This window comes from Sporacetigenium sp. TC11, assembly GCF_058146105.1.
In genome coordinates, this window is the sequence record NZ_JBYVNY010000009.1 from 25,127 (window position 1) to 43,105 (window position 17,979).

A 17,979-nucleotide genomic window follows, 5' to 3' on the forward strand; every position below is an offset into this window, starting at 1 on the left:
ATATTTTGTAAAGTTTTTCAATTCACTTTTTTTAATTTTAACTCCATATTTCTACATAGTCAACATATTTTATTACATAATTGTTAAAAATTTGTCTACCGCCCCTTATTATCAAAATGATATGCAATATCTATGGATTTGTAGAACCTTCTTAATTGGTATTACTATATTATATTCATTATTATTCTTTTTACAACCGCCAAGAAAACAGTTTTTATACCATTTTTAGTTCATTTACGCCTGTTATTGCATCAATTCCTTTACTATTCTAATTATTCCTAATTTATCAAAATAATTAATCTTGAAGAATATTCACTAGCTCAATTCCAGCTTCTTTTAATATTTGAACTGACATTTCGTCTGGATAATCTCCTTTAAACACAATCCTGTTAATACCAGCATTTATGCACATCTTAGCACACAATATACAAGGTCTAGTTGTAGCATATAACGTTGAATCTTTTATGCTTACACCATTATAGGCAGCTTGTATTATTGCATTTTGTTCTGCATGTAAAGCTCTACATAATTCATGTCTTTCTCCAGATGGAATATTTAATTCCTGTCTTTTACATCCTATTTCACTACAATGCTTTAATTCTTTTGGAGCTCCATTATATCCAGTACATAATATCTGCTTATTTTTTACTATTACAGCTCCCACTTGCCTTCTTAAACATGTTGATCTCTTTTTAACTATATCCGCTATCTCCATAAAGTATTCATCCCAAGATGGTCTCATATTTATTCCTCCTCTAAGTTATAAAAAAAGTATCTATATAAAAATATAGATACTCAAATTATACAACAATCTATTACTTAGTTCCAAATATTCTATCTCCTGCATCTCCAAGACCAGGAACTATATATCCATGGTCATTTAACTTTTCATCTATAGATGCAACATATATATCTACATCAGGATGACATCTTTGAACTTCTTCTATTCCTTCCGGGCAAGATACTATATTAACTAGTTTTATATTATTAGCACCGTTTGCCTTTAATACGTCTATTGCTGCGACTGCAGACCCTCCTGTAGCAAGCATAGGATCAACTATTATTATATCTCTTTCATTTATATCCTGAGGCAACTTGCTATAATACTCAACAGGTTTTAAAGTTTCTGGATCTCTATATAATCCAACATGTCCAACTTTAGCTGCCGGTATTAAATTAACAAGACCATCTACCATACCAAGACCAGCTCTTAATATAGGAATTATTCCTAATTTTTTACCTGATATTATCTTTGACTTAGTTCTAACAACAGGCGTTTCTATTTCTATTTCTTCTAATTGTAAATCTCTTGTTATTTCATATCCCATGATCATAGATATTTCTGTTAGTAATTCTCTAAAATCCTTAGAACCAGTATTTTTATCTCTCATTAAAGTAAGTTTGTGCTGAATTAGTGGATGATCTATAACTACAACCTTTCCCATATTAATTCCTCCTATTTATTATATTTTTTTTCTATTTCAGATAACATATCTATTCTTTTTTGGTGTCTATCTCCTTCAAATTCCTCATTTAACCAAGCTTCAACTATCTCAAGCGCCAATCCTCTGCCCAAAACTCGTTCTCCCAAAGATAACATATTTGCATCATTGTGAGCTCTAGACATTTTTGCTGAAAAAGTATCTGATACTACAGCACATCTTATTCCAGGAACTTTATTAGCTGCTAAAGATATACCAATTCCTGTACCACAACATACTATTCCTTTTTCTATTTCTTTATTTACAACTGCTTCAGCAACTGCAAGTCCAAATTTTGGATAGTCAACAGAAGTATTAGCACTATCTGCACCAAAGTCAACATATTCTATACCCTTATCTTCAAGGTATTTTTTTATATCTTCTTTTAATCTGTATCCGCCATGGTCACTTCCAATTCCTATTTTCATATTGAATACCTCCATATAAAATACTAAAATCTATATTATATTCGACAAGGATTTTATTTATCCTTCTTTTTTTGTAGAATTTTGTCTACAAGTTTATTTATTGTATTTTGTATATCTCTTGCTGTAAATTTATAAATTTCTAAATTTCCTCCAAATGGATCTACTATATCCATATCTTTATCATCAGCAAACTCTTTTAATGTAAATACCTTGTCTGAAAACTGCGGCATAGAGTTTAATATTATATCCTTATGTGCTTTAGTCATAGTTAGTATTAAATCCGATTTTTTTACTAAGTCCAGAGTTAATAATTTACTTTTATGATTTTTTAAATCTATATTCATTTCTTTCAAAGCACTTATTGAATGATTAGATGCATCTAACCCGTCTATAGTTGAAATTCCTGATGAAGTTATATTAAATTTATCTATTTCTTCTCCTCTTTTTATAAGAGCATCTTTAAGTATTGCCTCTGCCATAGGGCTCCTACATGTATTTCCTGTACATACTATAACTATATTCATTTAATCACCTTCTACTAAGCTTGTATTATTTTATATCCTGCAGATTTTAATAATCTATTCATTATAGCTTGACCTACTCCTCTATCTTCAAAAGCCTCAGAATATATTATATCTACACCCTTTTTATCCATTTCTCTTAAAGATTTAAATAAGTTATATCCTACTTCTTCTAGATTGTCTCCTAACCCTATCACTTCTCCATTATACCTATTTATATGTTGAGTCATACACATTACTCCACACTTTAATCCATTATTATTATTTTCATTTATTAAGTAGTTTATCTTATTCATAGTATCTTCTTTATTTCCATACACTATGTAAACATCTGCTTCTGGTGAGTAATGAGTATACTTCATTCCTGGAGCTTTAGCGACTATATTATCTTCTTTTTTTATTAATGCAGGGTCTATATCTACTCTTCCCAAATATTCTTCTAAATCCTCTTTAGTTATACTTCCAGGTCTTAATATCATAGGAATATTATTAGTTAAATCTAGTACAGTAGATTCCAACCCATAATTACAATCCCCACCTAATATAATTCCATCTACACGTCCATTCATTTCTTCATATACATGCTTTTCATTTGTTGGAGAAGGTCTCCCTGATATATTTGCAGATGGTGCAGCTATAGGAACACCACTTTCTTTTATTAAAGATATTGCTATAGGATGTGATGGCATTCTTACAGCTACTGTATTCAGTCCTCCGCTAGTTCTATTAGGTATTATATCCTTTTTTTGAAATATTATAGTAAGTGGGCCTGGCCAAAATTTATCCATTATCATTTCTGCTTTTTCACTTATGTTATTCGCTAGATTGTACAAATCTTTTTTATCACATATATGAACTATAAGTGGATTATCACTAGGTCTTCCCTTAGCCTCATAAATCTTTGCTACAGCTCCTTCATCAAGAGCATTTGCACCTAATCCATAAACTGTTTCTGTAGGAAATATTACTGTTGCCCCTTGTTTTAATAAATTTGCATGTTTTCTTATTTCATCAATATCTATATTTTCTTTATCTATATTACTCAATATAGTATTTTTCATTAGTCTCTCTCCTCCCATTAGTTTATATTAATTTCACTATTACCATACCTACCAAAAAACCGAATATAGAGTACATAGTCTTTGAAGATGGAAATATCTCTTCTAGCGTTACATACATCATAGTTCCTCCTGCTACTGCCAAAAAAACTCCTATCATAGCATGAAACAACCCTCCAAAATAAGCACCAAAAAAACTTCCTATTCCCATTGGAATTCCAGCTATTATAGTCATCCAAATCATTGTTCTAATCTTTATTTTTCCACCTACTAAACTAAGTCCCATGGCTAGACCTTCTGGAATGTTATGTATTCCTATAACTATTGCTAAAGTCATACCTAACTTCTCAGCAGACATAAATGAAGACCCTATAGCTAAGCCTTCCGGTAAATTATGTAATAATATACTTATAAATATAAGATATCCAGCTTTTAAGCTTCCTTCAACATGAATTTTATCTTTTATAAACATACTTATTAAAGCACCTATAAATGTGGCTATAATCGTAAATATTACACCTATCTCATTCATAGACTCCTTTAACAAGTCAAATACTACTACAGCAAGCATTATCCCTCCAGACAAGCCCATAAAAAAGTCTAAATATTTACTTACATTCTTTCTAAATATTGATGATATCATTCCCCCTAAACCTGTTCCTATTACACCAGCCAATAAACCTATTAATGTTATTTTCCAAATCACACTATATACACCTCCAAATAAACATAATTAGTAGTATTTATGAAATAAATAAATCTATTATGCTTATATAGAAATAAGATTTGAAAAATCCTACAAAAAAACCCCTATAAAATAGGGATTTATACAGCTTGCATTCTTTCTGTTTGATCAACAGTTGTTAAAGCGTCTATCATCTCAGTTATATCTCCATCTAAGAAAGAATCTAATTTATATAATGTTAGATTTATTCTATGATCAGTCACTCTTCCTTGAGGATAGTTATAAGTTCTTATTCTTTCAGATCTATCTCCAGTACCAACTTGACTCTTTCTCTCAGCTGCTATTTCTTTATTTTGATCAGCTAAAGCTTTATCATATAATCTAGCCTGTAATACCTTTAATGCTTTTTCTTTATTTTTTAACTGTGACTTTTCATCTTGGCATGATACAACTTCTCCACTAGGTATGTGTGTTATTCTAACTGCAGAGTCAGTAGTGTTAACACTTTGTCCACCATTACCAGAAGAACGGAAAACATCTATTCTTAAATCATTTGGATTTATATTAACAGCTTCAACATCATCTACTTCTGGTAAAACTGCTACTGTAGCTGTTGATGTGTGTATTCTACCTCCTGATTCAGTTGCAGGTATTCTTTGAACTCTATGAACTCCAGATTCATATTTTAGTTTAGAATAAGCACCTTTACCTTTTATTAAGAAAGAAACTTCTTTATATCCCCCTACGCCTGTTTCATTTGTACTCATTAATTCTATTTTCCAACGATGTCTTTCTGCATATCTAGCATACATTCTAAATAAATTTGCAGCAAATAAAGCCGCCTCATCTCCGCCAGCTCCACCTCTTATTTCGACAATAACATTCTTATCATCATTAGGGTCTGATGGTAACATTAATATTCTTAATTCACTTTCTAAGGGCTCTACTTGACATTCTAATTCAGATAATTCCATTTTAGCTAATTCTCTTAATTCTTCATCAGATTCTTCCTGAAGTATTTGTTTAGATTCCTTTATACTATCCATAACTTCTCTATACTCTCTATACTTCATAACTATAGTTTCTAAATCTGAATGTTCTTTAATATATTTTTGCCATACCTTCTGATCATTTATTACTTCTGGATCAGCTATCTTTTCACTTATTTCTTTATATTTAACTTCTAGAACTTGTAATTTTTCCAGCATTTCCGTTCACCTCTCTATTAGTAGCATATCAATTTTTCATTATATCATATTTTATGTCCTATAACAACTCTATCTATACCACTTAAGTCTTGCCTTATCGTTATATTATGATATCCATTTTGTATCATTATATCCTTAACATCTAACGCTTGGTCATGGCCTACCTCATAAGCTAGTATTCCATTTTCTTTTATATGATTTATAGATTCTTCTGTTATTCTTCTATAAAAATCTAATCCATCTTCTCCACCTTCTAGAGCTATATGTGGTTCATAATCTTTAACTTGAGTGTGTAAAGTCGGCATGTCCTTTTTTCTTATATATGGAGGATTAGATACTATGGCATCAAAGATAATATCTTTATCTTCTATGAAATCAAACAAATCAGATTTAACAAAACTTATTTTATCTTCTACATTGTTGCTTATAGCATTTATATTTCCCACCTCTAGGGCTGTATCCGATATATCAAATGAATAAATTTTTGAATGTGATATATATTTAGCTAAGCTTATACTTATAGCACCAGAACCAGTTCCTATATCTAATATAAATGGATTTTGTATACTTTTACATAAATTTATAACTTCTTCTACTAATATTTCTGTATCAGGTCTTGGGATTAAAACACCTTCTTTTACATAAAAATCTAATCCCATAAATTCTCTGGTCCCTAGTATATAGGCTATAGGTCTACCTTTTTTTCGTTGGTCTACCATGTCTATTAGCTTATTTTTTTCTTCACATGTTAAATCTTTATTAAAATTTAAATGAATATATAATTTATCTACATCTCCTAATGCTTTCCTAATTAGCAATTCTGTGTCCAGACGAGGACTATCACTTATATTATTCAATTCATTAGTGTACTGTAAAATCGCATCTTTTATCGTCATCAGATCTCACCTCTATATCTAATACTGCTCTTAAAGCAGTTATAGCTACTTCTAATTGCCTATCATCAGGCTCTCTTGTAGTTATCTTTTGAAGCATCAGCCCTGGATATGAAAATATCTTAGTAGTTATATTATCAAATTTCCCAAAAAATCTTATTATTTCATAAGCTATACCAGCTACTATAGGCATGCACAACAGCCTAGTTATAACTCTCATAACTAAATTTGGCCATCCTGAAAATGAAAAAACTATTATAGATATAATCATAACTATAAATAAAAAGTTAGTTCCACATCTAGGATGTAGTGTAGTAAATTTTCTTGCATTTTCTACAGTCAAATCTAAACCACTCTCATAACAATGTATGGTTTTATGTTCTGCTCCATGGTATTCAAAGACTCTTTTTATATCTTCAACCTTTGAGATAAAGTACAAGTACAACAAAAGTATGGTTATACGGATAACCCCTTCTACTAAGTGCAATATTATAGTATTATCTACTACACTCTTAAAAATTCCACCTATCATAGTTGGTACAAAAACGAATAATCCCATAGATATTATAATTGATATAAACAAAGATATATATATCATTACATTTGTGGCTTTATCCTTAAATATTTTTCTTATAAACTCATCAAATTTTGACTCTTCTTCTTCTTCTAAAAAAAACTGCGATGAGAAATTAAGACTTTTAATTCCTTCTACCATACTATCTATTAACATAAAAGCACCTCTAACGAAAGGTACCTTGTCAATATTTTTATCTCTTACCCAACTCTTTATATTTTTTTTATCAAGTTCTATATTTCCATCTGATTTTCTAACAGCTATAGCTCTTTTAGTTTTATTTTGCATCATAACGCCTTCTATAACAGCTTGGCCACCTACAAATTCTTTTTTCAAAACATCACCTCCATTATAATATTACCATATATATAAATAATAAAGCACCTTATTATAAGGTGCTTTATTATTTATTCCATGTCTATAACATGACATTTTCTACATCTAGCTTCATAGCTCTCTACGGCTCCTATCTGTATTATAGGATCATCGTACTTAGCTGGATTTTCATTTATAAGTCTTTGAGACCTTGTAGCGGGTTGTCCACAAACAGAGCATATAGCTTGCAGTTTATCTACAAATTCAGCAACAGCTAATAATTGTGGAGTGGGTCCAAATGGTTCTCCTCTAAAGTCCATATCAAGACCAGCACATATTACCCTTATTCCTTTATCAGCTAAATCTATAGCTACGTTAACTACATTTTCATCAAAGAATTGAACCTCATCTATGCCTACTACTTGAACATCTTCGTCTAAATATCCGTATATATCCTTTGATTCTTTTATAGGAATTGCACCTATACTGTCTCCACTATGAGATACTACATCATCTTTACTATATCTATTATCTATGGCAGGTTTAAAAACCATTATTTTCTGCTTAGCTATTTTTGCCCTTTTCATTCTTCTAATAAGCTCTTCGCTTTTTCCACTATACATAGGCCCAATTGCCACTTCTATGTATCCATGATTGACAGGTCTGTACATTTTAGCACCTCACTTTTACATAAAAAAATTGCTTTGCTCAGATAAATTATACTTTTCTTATAATTAAAAATAGGAGTTGGTTTACCAACTCCCTATCTACAATTAGTCTATTTTGAATCTCTTCTTGAACTTGTCTATTCTTCCACCTTTGTCTATAGACTTTTGCTTTCCTGTATAGAAAGGATGGCATTCTGAACATATTTCAACTCTTATCTCATCATTAGTTGAACCAGCCTTGAATGTATTTCCGCAAGCGCAATGTACTTCAACTTCATTGTATTTTGGTTGTATTTCGTTTTGCATTATTGTCACCTCTTCTCTTTTACTCATTAGTATATTAATTTTAATTACTCTTTTTTTCAACTATACCATTATATCATAGGTCTTTTAGTAGTTCAAGAGTAATATTGATGTTTATTAATTCCAAATTCTTTTAATAATTTCTATAAATTGATCATTATTTTTAGTTTTTTGTAGAAGTTGTAACACTTCCTCTGTAACCTCTATAATAGACTTATTACTCATCTCTTTTCTTAGTTTCCATAAAGACGTTTTTTCTTCTTCTGTAAGTAATAGATCTTCTCTTCTAGTTCCTGATTTGTATATATCTACAGCTGGGTATATTCTCTTTTCAGCTAGTTTTCTATCTAAATGAAGTTCCATGTTTCCAGTTCCTTTGAATTCTTCAAATATAACATCGTCCATTCTAGACCCAGTTTCAACTAGTGCTGTTGCTAATATAGTAAGGGAACCTCCCTGTCTTATATTTCTAGCTGCACCAAAAAATTTCTTAGGTCCGTGAAGGGCTCCAGGATCTAACCCTCCAGATAGAGTTCTGCCTGTTGGAGATATAGTTAAGTTGTAAGCTCTAGCAAGTCTAGTTATACTATCTAGTAATATAACTACATCTTTGCCGTGTTCTACAAGTCTTTGCGCTCTATTTAAAACCATTTCTGCAACTTTCACATGATGGCTTGATACTTGATCAAAAGTAGAATATATAACTTCACCATCTATAGACTCTTGCATATCTGTAACTTCTTCAGGTCTTTCATCTATAAGAAGGACTATTAGCTCTACATTAGGGTGATTTTTTGCTATGCTGTTAGCTACACTCTTTAGTAATATTGTCTTACCAGCCTTTGGAGGAGCTACAATCAACCCTCTTTGACCCATACCTATAGGTGCAATTAAATCTATCAGTCTTGTAGATATTTCACTACAGTCCTTTTCTAATTTAAGCTTATGGTCTGGATATATAGGAGTTAAAGTCTCAAATGACCTTCTTCTTGTAGCAGTATCCGGTTGTTCATCATTTATTTTTTGAACATATAATAAAGCTCTGAATTTTTCACCGCTTTTAGGAGGCCTAGTTATTCCCGTAACTTTATCCCCTGTTTTCATATTAAATCTTCTTATTTGCGACGGTGATATGTAAACATCTTGATCTGTAGAAAGATAATTTGGACCTCTTAAAAATCCAAATCCATCAGGTAATATCTCTAATACCCCTCCTACTATATCTTCTTTTACAATTTTAGATTCCACTACGACCTTTACTTCTTCCGTAGACTTTTTTTCATTTACTATAGTACTAACTTGTTGTATATCGTTATTCTCTTTTTCTACACTTATTGGTTCTACATTTATTTGTACATTTTCATCTATTATATTTTTATTATCTTCCTTATTTTTATCGATGATAATATCTATAAGTTCACTTTTCTTATATTTGGTAATCGACTTTATTCCTAAATTTTTAGCTATATCTCTAATCTCCGTTAATGTTTTATCCTGTAAATTCAAAAAAAATCCTCCTCGTACAATGAAAATATATTCTAAGGTAAGCAGTTGGGAATAAAAGGTGTGAAAAAGAATAGTTATCTTTATTAAATAAATATTATCACTAGTTGATATTATGGTCAAGAAATAAAAAAGCCATACACTTATATAAGTGTATGGCTTTAATTTAACTAGTTTATATATTATTATATTTTTTCATTAAATCTATTAATATATCATTTTTATCTAGTCTGTGTATTGCATCTACAAATCTTATAGTTCCAGTTTTACATCTCATTACAACTGATTGTGTTGTTGCTCTATGATCTCCTAGAGATACAACCCCTTTTAATAAATCTCCACCAGTTATTCCTGTTGCAGCGAAGAATAAATCTTCTCCTTTTGCTAAATCATCCATATAAAGCACTTTCTCTATATCTTCATCTGTAAAGTTCATTTCATAACATCTTTGTTTTTCTTCATCACTCATAGGATATAGCTGTCCTTGCATATCTCCGCCCATACATTTAACTGCGGCAGCAGTTATAACACCTTCTGGTGCTCCACCTATACCTAGTAACATATCTATACCAGTTTCCTCAAAACAAGTTGCAATTCCAGTAGCAACGTCTCCATCACTAAACAGTTTTATTCTAGCTCCCATTTTTCTAGCAGCAGAAATTATATCATTATGTCTTTCTCTATCTTGTACTATTATAGTTATATCTGTTATATCCTTATTTAATGCCTTAGCTACATTAGTTATATTTTCTTCTACAGATGCATTTATATCTATACATCCTTTAGCCTTTGGCCCTACAATTATTTTTTTCATATAAGTATCAGGAGCATTAAGCAAGCTTCCTTTTTTCCCTACAGCCATTACAGATATCGCGTTTGGTAGCCCTTTTGCTATTAATGAAGTTCCCTCTAGTGGGTCTACAGCTATATCAACTTCCATACTATCTATAGTTCCACAACCAACTTTTTCTCCTATATATAACATAGGTGCCTCATCTAATTCGCCTTCACCTATAACTACTTCTCCTCTTACATTTACTGATTCAAATGCTCTTCTCATGCCTTCAACAGCTGCACCATCTGCTCCGTTTTTATCTCCTCTGCCCATAAACTTTGAAGATATTAACGCAGCCATTTCTGTTACTCTTACTAACTCTAATGCAAGATTTCTATCCATTGTCTCATCTCCTTATTTATGATTACATAAAAATTATATATCACATTTAATTATTAGTAAATATTTATTGTATACTTTTTATAAGTAGTGTAGTACATATTGTATTTATATAACACAAAAAAGCCCTAATATAACTGTATATTAAGGCTTTTAAATAATTTATTTACTTAATTTTTTGGAACACTTTCCCAATCTTTTAAAAATTTATCTATACCACTATCAGTCATAGGGTGTTTAACCATTTGTTTAAATACATTATACGGAATAGTTGATATATGAGCGCCAGCTTTAGCTGAAGCCAATACATGTTGAGGGTGTCTTATACTTGCTGATATTATTTCTGTATCTATACCGTGTATATCAAATATATTTGCTACTTCTGATATAAGATCTATTCCTTCTTGCCCTATATCATCAAGTCTTCCAACAAATGGACTTACATAAGTTGCTCCAGACCTAGCTGCAAGTAAAGCTTGTAATGATGAAAATATCAAAGTAACATTAGTTTTTATTCCTTTTTGTGATAACTCTTTTACAGCTTTTAATCCTTCTTCACACATAGGTATTTTTATAACTATATTTTTGTTTATTTTACTTAACTCGATGCCTTCTTTTATCATTTCTTCACTATTCATAGATATTACTTCTGCAGATATAGGACCATCCACTATATCTGTTATTTCTTTTACTACTTCTTCAAATATTCTTCCTTCTTTAGCTATAAGAGATGGGTTAGTAGTTACCCCTTGTATAACTCCCCACTCATTTATTTCTTTTATTTCATCTACGTTTGCCGTATCGATAAATAACTTCATTCTAAAATACATCCTTTCTATACTTACAAATTATTTTATAGCGCATACATAAGAGACATAACAACTGTTGTGAATACGAATATGCCTATTATGCTTAGAGCTATTATTCTTTGAGCTTTGTTTCTTTTTTTACTCATATAATCACTCCATTATATTTTCTATTTTTTATAAATTAAATATACCATATATTTAGTCCAAAATACAAAATTATATCTCGTAGTCAACAACAACTGAAGACTTCGCAACTGTACTTATGTATTGCTTTACAGGAACATGAACTAGGTGATCTGCATATATTTTTAAATCTTCTTTAGTGTCAAAATGAGTTATAAGACATAAGTCGTAATTTCTTTCACTTTCCAAGAAATTTTCACCAACCTCTATGTATTTTAAAACATCTATTTTTCCGTCCATATCCAAAAGTCTTTTCTTTACCTCTTTTATATCTTCTTTATTATCAAATTTAAAAAACACGATATGTTTAACCATGGATTACCCACCCCTCATTTTTTCTTATTTTTCTATTTTTTCTTTATTTTTATTGTCTACTTTGCTATATTCACAAGCTACACTTTGTAAGTAATTAATAAATCCATCTCTTAAATCTTCTCTCTTAAGAGCAAAATCTACAGTGGCTTGTAAAAATCCTAATTTATCTCCAACATCATATCTTCTTCCTTCAAAATTATAAGCATACATAGCTTCTTTCTTAGCAAGCTCCTTTAAAGCATCAGTCAATTGAACTTCTCCACCTTTTCCTGGAGGAAGGTTTTCAAGTATGTCAAATATCTCAGGAGTTATTATGTATCTTCCTAATATAGCTATATTTGAAGGAGATTTTTCTGGCTCTGGCTTTTCTACTAAGTCCTTAACTTTATAAACTCTATCTTCTATATGTTTAACCCCTACTATGCCATACTTATTTGTATCTTGTTTTGATACCTCTTGAACTCCCAATATAGTAGTTCTATACTCCTCATAGGCATCCATAAGTTGTTTTAGACAAGGTTTTTTCGCATCAACTATATCATCTCCTAGCATGACTGCAAAAGGTTCATCACCTATAAAATGTCTAGCACAATATATAGCATCTCCTAATCCTTTAGGCTCTTTTTGTCTTATATAATGTATATTTATCATATTAGATATACTCTGTACTATCTCTAATAACTCTGTTTTTCCCTTTTGTTCTAACTCTAATTCAAGTTCTACTGATTTATCAAAATGGTCCTCTATAGACTTTTTATTTCTTCCTGTTATTATAAGTATTTCCTCTATTCCGGAATTAACAGCTTCTTCTATTATGTACTGTAAAGTAGGTTTGTCAACAATAGGCAGCATCTCTTTTGGCTGAGCCTTTGTCGCAGGTAAAAACCTAGTCCCTAGTCCTGCTGCAGGGATTACTGCTTTTCTTACAGTCTTTAACATTATATTACCTCCAAAATTTACTTTATCTATTTAATTATATCAAATACATTGATTGTATTCACTATAAAAAATCCCTTTCTATTATAGAAAAGGATTTTTATATATTATTTACTTTATTAGAGTATCTAATTCTTTTACTAGACTTTCAAATTTATTAAGTGTCTTTTCTATAGGTTTATCACTATTTAAGTTTATTCCACTTTGTTTTAGTATATCTATAGGATAGTTAGATCCACCTTTTGATAAAAATTTCATATAATTATCAGTTCCCTTTGAGTTGTTCAATATATCTTGTGAGAAACTAATAGCTGCTGCACATCCTGTAGCATACTTATAAACATAGAAACTGTTATAAAAGTGTGGTATTCTAGCCCATCCTACCATAGCTAGTGGTTCTACTTCAAAATCTTTTCCATAGTACTTTTTAAGAAGACCTCCCCATGTATCATTCATGACCAATACATTTATAGGCTCGCCTTTTTGAGATTTCTCATGTATTATTTTTTCAAACTCAGCATACATTGTCTGAGTATATAAAGTATCTTTTATTAAATCTAAATATTGGCTTATATAATATGCCTTTTGTTCTTTATTAGCAGCATTTTTTATTAATGACTCATATAATAAAGATTCATTAGTTATAGATGCTACTTCTGCAGTAACTATAGATGGATGATAATTAGTGTAATTTTGATTTTTAGCACTCATATATCCATGAGCTGCATGACCTAATTCATGAGCTAGTGTTGATACGGAATTTAGAGTTCCGTTATAATTTAACAGTACATAAGGATGGGTTGAATATACTGATGCAGAGTAAGCACCACTTACTTTATCCTTATTAGAATATACATCTATCCATCTTTCATTAAAAGCCTTATATAGAGTATCATTATACTCTTTTCCCAAAGGTTTTAAAGCTGAATATATTATACTTTGGGCCCTTTCATAAGGTATGTTTTGTTCAACTTCTTTAGTTAGAGGAACAAACATATCATAATAATATACCTTATCTAATTTTAGAACTTCTTTTCTCAACTCTACATATTTGTGTAAATATTTTAAATTTTTATCTACAGAACTTATTAAATTATTATAGACCTTAGGGTTTACATCATCACTTGATAAATACATCTCCATAGCTGAATCATAATCTCTTACTTTAGAATAAAATATATTTTTACTTACTTGCCCAGCAAGTAACCCAGATATAGTATTTATATTGTCATTGTATAATACAAATTCAGTTTGGAATGTCTTTTTTCTCAACTCTCTATCTGTAGACTGCAAGTTTTTTGAGTATTGAGCAGGAGTCAATGTTGACTTTTTATCCATATTAGTAAATAATTCATAAACATCTTTAGGAATAGTAGAAATCATTCCCGTAAGTCCTAATATATCTTCACTTTCTTCCTTAAGATATCTACTTTTGTTTCTCATTATATCTTTCACATACATTCCGTATTTTTTAGATATCTTTTTATCCTTTATGATTTTTTGTATTTGTCTATCAGGGGCTTTTATTATTTCTAATTCTAAATCCGAACAAATCTTGCTATATTCTATATCTAGTTGTTTAAACTTTTCTGTCATATCTAGATATCTATAATTAGCTTTGTTTACATCCTTTTTCAAATTTATATAAGCATATAATTTCTCTTCTTTTATATCTAATTTTTCCTTTATTCCAAGTGCAAAAGATAAATGTGTAGGAGACTTAGTAAATTTTCCCTTGTAATTTTCAAGTTCCTTCATATCCTTTTCAAATTTTTTTAAATCAGTATTCCATTCATTATCACTTTTGTAGAGCTCAGTTAAATTCCATATATACTTTGTATAGTCGATTTTTGGTTTAACTTCTTTATTCTCTTGCTTTTTATCTTCATTAGTTTTTCCAGTACCCTCTTGAGGATTAAATGTATCTAGAGAACTTTCTTTGCATCCTACTAGCATAAAAGAAGATAGCAATCCAACAAGAAGAATACTTAGCAATTTATGTTTACTTTTATTCATAAAAAAGCCATCCTTTCTCTAAGTATACTTAGTATATAGGATGGCTAAAATATCATATATTATTCAATTATTCGCTCTACTTACATCTATATGTTATACACATATTAATCCACATATTCACATGCAAATTTCTACATAAAAAAAAGAAATTTCAACATTTATAGCCATATTATACCCATAATATTATTTATTTATTCATAAACTTATGCACAAATTAATTCACATTATCCACATTTTTTAAATAGTTTTCCTCAAAAAACACATAAATTTCATATGTTTCCCATATTCAATTAACTTATTCACAAAAAAAATTTTTTACAACTAAGTTCTAATTTTATCATCTAATGTCGAACTTAGTTGTAAAGCGTTTTCCATAGCAAATACTATGCTTCAAAATTTGTTACTAACTTATCCACAATACTAACATCTTTATCAACAGTTTTGTGGATTACTATGTTAATTTTTACATATCTTAGTCACTAGTACAGTCATATCGTCTTGTATATTCCCATCTTGAATATCAAGTGCATAATTTAATATCATTTTAGAAATTTCTTTTGGATTTGTAGTATTTATTTTATCTATATATGAATATAGCCAGTTATCTCCTAAGCTTTTATCCTTTCCTGCATCAACTATACCATCTGACATCATTATTATATAATCTCCGTCTTTTATTCTTCTTTTATCCCTATCTACTTTTACCTCGGATATTATTCCAACTGGTAACGATGAAGATGATATAACTTCCACATTTCCTCTATCTCTTTTTATAAACGTTGAGCAAGCTCCCATTTTAACAGTTTCAAGTTCTCCTTGTTTAAGATCTATTATACTTAAGTCAAGAGTCGAGAACATTTCCTCTGATGATTTAAGCATTAACATATTATTTATAGTGTCTATTGTTAATTCTTCTTTTATTCTAGATTCCATCATCTTTTCTAATATGTCTATTGTTACAGATGATTGTTCGAATGCTTTTTTACCTTTGCCCATACCGTCGCTTAATGCAGCCATATACTTGCCATCAAATATCTCCATATAGGTATAATTATCTCCACAATATATGTGACCATCTTTGGACATATATGCTACTTCTGTTACAGCATTATATTCTTGAGCCTTACTTAAAGTAACCTTACATCTATCTCCTATTGAACTACACCCAACTTTTTGGGCAGAAAGTTTACATCCAACTACCTCGGATATTATGTTTATAAGTTTTTCATCACACATAGAACCTGAATAGCAAGTTTCTTTTTCTATAGTTATTTCAAAATCATCGTTTTCTTTTCTTAAGAAGTTTAACTTATTAACACCTATATTACTTCTATCTAATTCTACTAAAATATCATTTTCCATTTGTAAATCAAATTCCATACCTGTCTGTAAATCATTTGCAAGATCTTCTATAGAACTAGATATGCATCTTATTTGATTTGATACTAATCTTCTAGCCTCTACAAGTCTTTGATTCCAGTCATAATCTAATGCAAACAATCTGAAATAATGATTAGCTGTTTTTACCACCGATTCAGGCTTTATACAAGATTTGTTAAAACTATATGGCAGATTATTATAGTCTATTTTTCCTCTTTCTTCTAGTATCTGAAGTATATTTGTAAATGCTGTATATGTATGGTTAAATTTCATATCCCAACAGCTTCTTTTCATACCACATTGTCTACATTCATCATTCTGTATCATATCTATAACACTTGCTATATCTTTTTGTCCTAATATTCTATCCTTTTCCCTTACTTTATCAAAGGTATCTGCAAGCTCTCCGTATGTTTTGTACATGCTTATCAATCTATTATTAGTTATTTCTTTCGCTCTTTTTATATGATCATTTGCACTTTGATAACTTCCTAAAACTCCTTTGGTGAACTTTTCTATGTATGCTAATTTTTCATTTGGTATTAATAACATAATCAAACTAGCAAGTATTACTTCTCTTAAACTTGATATTAAGTCTGCTGATCCTTGAGTATATATCATTATTATTGACCACCCTATTATATAACCACATATACTTAAATATTTATTTATTTTACTAAATCCTCCAGAAAGTAATCCAGCAAAACTGTATATACCTATATATAAAGAAGATGATATATCATTTACTATTGTTGCTAATCCTATTATTACACCTGTAGAGGCACCCAGAGATGCTCCACCTGTATAAGCGAATATTAATATAAGAAGCGTCGATAATACCTTTTGTATTGATATTCCAAATATATCTAAATTTCCAATTCCCATTATACTCAATGTTATTAGTACAGATAGTGCTATTATCTCTTCATTTGATATACTCTCTCTCATATCTCTCTTTATTATAAGAGGAACACCAAATGAATATATATAGACTAATGCAAATACAGCTAACCCTTCAAATAAAGCAACTATAATATCATATATATAACTCCCACTTATAAATGCTTGTCCCATAGCTGATATAATCATTACTACCAAACCTATAAATGCAACCTTGAATATAGAAGTTATATTTCTTATAGGTTTTGTCAATAATCCTATTAACATAAGTGCAGCAATATATTTTATAGTATGTGGTCCAATATTTCCAGTAGACATTATACCTAAGGCTACAGATAAAAATACCGGTATACTATATTTTTTCACTCTAGATATATAGAGATAGTAGGCTATACCCAGTGGTGCAACTGTATCTACTATAACAGCCCTACTTAAAAGAAATCCTATAAGAGATAATATTATAACCGTTGAATTAATTTGATTGAATTTTGGTAAATCCTTTGTCTTTATTGATCCTTTAGTATTTATAGCAATGCTTTTTTGCATATAAAAATCCCCCCTTTTGTTTCTAATCAAATTGTAACAAAAAGGGAGAAAGTTTTTTGTCATAATAAGTAGTGAATTATTGA

At 30.0% G+C, this 17,979-nt stretch carries 18 protein-coding genes; all 18 read right to left on the reverse strand.

The genetic code is table 11. From position 1 onward, the window contains the following. Positions 1 to 295 precede the first annotated feature (295 nt). Positions 296 to 742 carry a deoxycytidylate deaminase gene (locus ACUSRV_RS12635; protein WP_490142328.1) on the reverse strand — a complete coding sequence of 149 codons (447 nt, stop codon included), beginning with the start codon at positions 740 to 742 and terminating at the stop codon, positions 296 to 298. Between the two features lie 73 nt (positions 743 to 815). Beyond that, entirely contained in the window at positions 816 to 1,445 is a 630-nt protein-coding gene (gene upp, locus ACUSRV_RS12640; RefSeq protein WP_490142329.1) for a uracil phosphoribosyltransferase, read from the reverse strand. Between the two features lie 11 nt (positions 1,446 to 1,456). After that, a complete protein-coding gene (gene rpiB / locus ACUSRV_RS12645; RefSeq protein ID WP_490142330.1) occupies positions 1,457 to 1,909 on the reverse strand; it encodes a ribose 5-phosphate isomerase B in 453 nt (150 codons plus the stop codon). A gap of 53 nt (positions 1,910 to 1,962) precedes the next feature. Continuing rightward, the gene (locus ACUSRV_RS12650; protein ID WP_490142331.1) at positions 1,963 to 2,433 is read right to left on the reverse strand and encodes a low molecular weight protein arginine phosphatase; all 471 of its coding nucleotides are present in this window, start codon (positions 2,431 to 2,433) and stop codon (positions 1,963 to 1,965) included. Positions 2,434 to 2,447: 14 nt separating this feature from the next. Next, a complete protein-coding gene (locus ACUSRV_RS12655) occupies positions 2,448 to 3,491 on the reverse strand; it encodes an L-threonylcarbamoyladenylate synthase (protein WP_490142332.1) in 1,044 nt (347 codons plus the stop codon). 22 nt (positions 3,492 to 3,513) lie between these two features. After that, complete coding sequence (locus ACUSRV_RS12660) at positions 3,514 to 4,194, reverse strand: ZIP family metal transporter (RefSeq protein WP_490142333.1); 681 nt, start codon at positions 4,192 to 4,194, stop codon at positions 3,514 to 3,516. A 119-nt stretch (positions 4,195 to 4,313) separates the two neighbouring features. Continuing rightward, the gene (prfA, locus tag ACUSRV_RS12665) at positions 4,314 to 5,381 is read right to left on the reverse strand and encodes a peptide chain release factor 1 (protein WP_490142334.1); all 1,068 of its coding nucleotides are present in this window, start codon (positions 5,379 to 5,381) and stop codon (positions 4,314 to 4,316) included. A 44-nt stretch (positions 5,382 to 5,425) separates the two neighbouring features. Continuing rightward, positions 5,426 to 6,277, reverse strand: a complete 852-nt coding sequence (prmC, locus tag ACUSRV_RS12670) for a peptide chain release factor N(5)-glutamine methyltransferase (protein ID WP_490142335.1) — start codon at positions 6,275 to 6,277, stop codon at positions 5,426 to 5,428. Next, positions 6,243 to 7,184 carry a DUF1385 domain-containing protein gene (locus ACUSRV_RS12675; protein WP_490142336.1) on the reverse strand — a complete coding sequence of 314 codons (942 nt, stop codon included), beginning with the start codon at positions 7,182 to 7,184 and terminating at the stop codon, positions 6,243 to 6,245. The genes prmC and ACUSRV_RS12675 overlap by 35 nt, the downstream gene beginning before the upstream one ends. A gap of 71 nt (positions 7,185 to 7,255) precedes the next feature. Then, positions 7,256 to 7,834: a thymidine kinase gene (locus ACUSRV_RS12680; RefSeq protein ID WP_490142337.1), complete on the reverse strand. Its 579-nt coding sequence runs from the start codon at positions 7,832 to 7,834 to the stop codon at positions 7,256 to 7,258. Between the two features lie 102 nt (positions 7,835 to 7,936). Next, positions 7,937 to 8,137, reverse strand: a complete 201-nt coding sequence (rpmE, locus tag ACUSRV_RS12685; RefSeq protein WP_490142338.1) for a 50S ribosomal protein L31 — start codon at positions 8,135 to 8,137, stop codon at positions 7,937 to 7,939. A 114-nt stretch (positions 8,138 to 8,251) separates the two neighbouring features. After that, positions 8,252 to 9,640, reverse strand: coding sequence for a transcription termination factor Rho (rho, locus tag ACUSRV_RS12690; RefSeq protein WP_490142339.1), 1,389 nt, complete (start codon positions 9,638 to 9,640; stop codon positions 8,252 to 8,254). A gap of 172 nt (positions 9,641 to 9,812) precedes the next feature. Continuing rightward, positions 9,813 to 10,814, reverse strand: a complete 1,002-nt coding sequence (gene glpX, locus ACUSRV_RS12695; RefSeq protein ID WP_490142340.1) for a class II fructose-bisphosphatase — start codon at positions 10,812 to 10,814, stop codon at positions 9,813 to 9,815. A gap of 167 nt (positions 10,815 to 10,981) precedes the next feature. Further along, positions 10,982 to 11,629 (reverse strand): fructose-6-phosphate aldolase, encoded by a 648-nt coding sequence (gene fsa, locus ACUSRV_RS12700; RefSeq protein ID WP_490142341.1) that lies wholly within the window; start codon positions 11,627 to 11,629, stop codon positions 10,982 to 10,984. A gap of 207 nt (positions 11,630 to 11,836) precedes the next feature. Next, entirely contained in the window at positions 11,837 to 12,118 is a 282-nt protein-coding gene (locus ACUSRV_RS12705; protein ID WP_490142342.1) for a Dabb family protein, read from the reverse strand. Positions 12,119 to 12,142: 24 nt separating this feature from the next. After that, positions 12,143 to 13,057 (reverse strand): UTP--glucose-1-phosphate uridylyltransferase GalU, encoded by a 915-nt coding sequence (gene galU / locus ACUSRV_RS12710; protein WP_490142343.1) that lies wholly within the window; start codon positions 13,055 to 13,057, stop codon positions 12,143 to 12,145. Between the two features lie 108 nt (positions 13,058 to 13,165). Continuing rightward, positions 13,166 to 15,070 (reverse strand): oligoendopeptidase F, encoded by a 1,905-nt coding sequence (pepF, locus tag ACUSRV_RS12715; RefSeq protein WP_490142344.1) that lies wholly within the window; start codon positions 15,068 to 15,070, stop codon positions 13,166 to 13,168. Between the two features lie 456 nt (positions 15,071 to 15,526). Next, positions 15,527 to 17,896, reverse strand: a complete 2,370-nt coding sequence (gene spoIIE / locus ACUSRV_RS12720; RefSeq protein WP_490142345.1) for a stage II sporulation protein E — start codon at positions 17,894 to 17,896, stop codon at positions 15,527 to 15,529. Between the last annotated feature and the right edge of the window lie 83 nt (positions 17,897 to 17,979).

Bases quoted from the DNA above. Each gene is read 5' to 3' on its own strand.
- spoIIE (WP_490142345.1), bottom strand. From the start codon at position 17,896: ATGCAAAAAAGCATTGCTATAAATACTAAAGGATCAATAAAGACAAAG.
- rpmE (WP_490142338.1), bottom strand. From the start codon at position 8,137: ATGCAAAACGAAATACAACCAAAATACAATGAAGTTGAAGTACATTGC.
- prfA (WP_490142334.1), bottom strand. From the start codon at position 5,381: ATGCTGGAAAAATTACAAGTTCTAGAAGTTAAATATAAAGAAATAAGT.
- glpX (WP_490142340.1), bottom strand. From the start codon at position 10,814: ATGGATAGAAATCTTGCATTAGAGTTAGTAAGAGTAACAGAAATGGCT.
- prmC (WP_490142335.1), bottom strand. From the start codon at position 6,277: ATGACGATAAAAGATGCGATTTTACAGTACACTAATGAATTGAATAAT.
- ACUSRV_RS12635 (WP_490142328.1), bottom strand. From the start codon at position 742: ATGAGACCATCTTGGGATGAATACTTTATGGAGATAGCGGATATAGTT.
- galU (WP_490142343.1), bottom strand. From the start codon at position 13,057: ATGTTAAAGACTGTAAGAAAAGCAGTAATCCCTGCAGCAGGACTAGGG.
- ACUSRV_RS12655 (WP_490142332.1), bottom strand. From the start codon at position 3,491: ATGAAAAATACTATATTGAGTAATATAGATAAAGAAAATATAGATATT.
- ACUSRV_RS12705 (WP_490142342.1), bottom strand. From the start codon at position 12,118: ATGGTTAAACATATCGTGTTTTTTAAATTTGATAATAAAGAAGATATA.
- fsa (WP_490142341.1), bottom strand. From the start codon at position 11,629: ATGAAGTTATTTATCGATACGGCAAACGTAGATGAAATAAAAGAAATA.
- ACUSRV_RS12680 (WP_490142337.1), bottom strand. From the start codon at position 7,834: ATGTACAGACCTGTCAATCATGGATACATAGAAGTGGCAATTGGGCCT.
- pepF (WP_490142344.1), bottom strand. From the start codon at position 15,070: ATGAATAAAAGTAAACATAAATTGCTAAGTATTCTTCTTGTTGGATTG.
- rpiB (WP_490142330.1), bottom strand. From the start codon at position 1,909: ATGAAAATAGGAATTGGAAGTGACCATGGCGGATACAGATTAAAAGAA.
- ACUSRV_RS12650 (WP_490142331.1), bottom strand. From the start codon at position 2,433: ATGAATATAGTTATAGTATGTACAGGAAATACATGTAGGAGCCCTATG.
- upp (WP_490142329.1), bottom strand. From the start codon at position 1,445: ATGGGAAAGGTTGTAGTTATAGATCATCCACTAATTCAGCACAAACTT.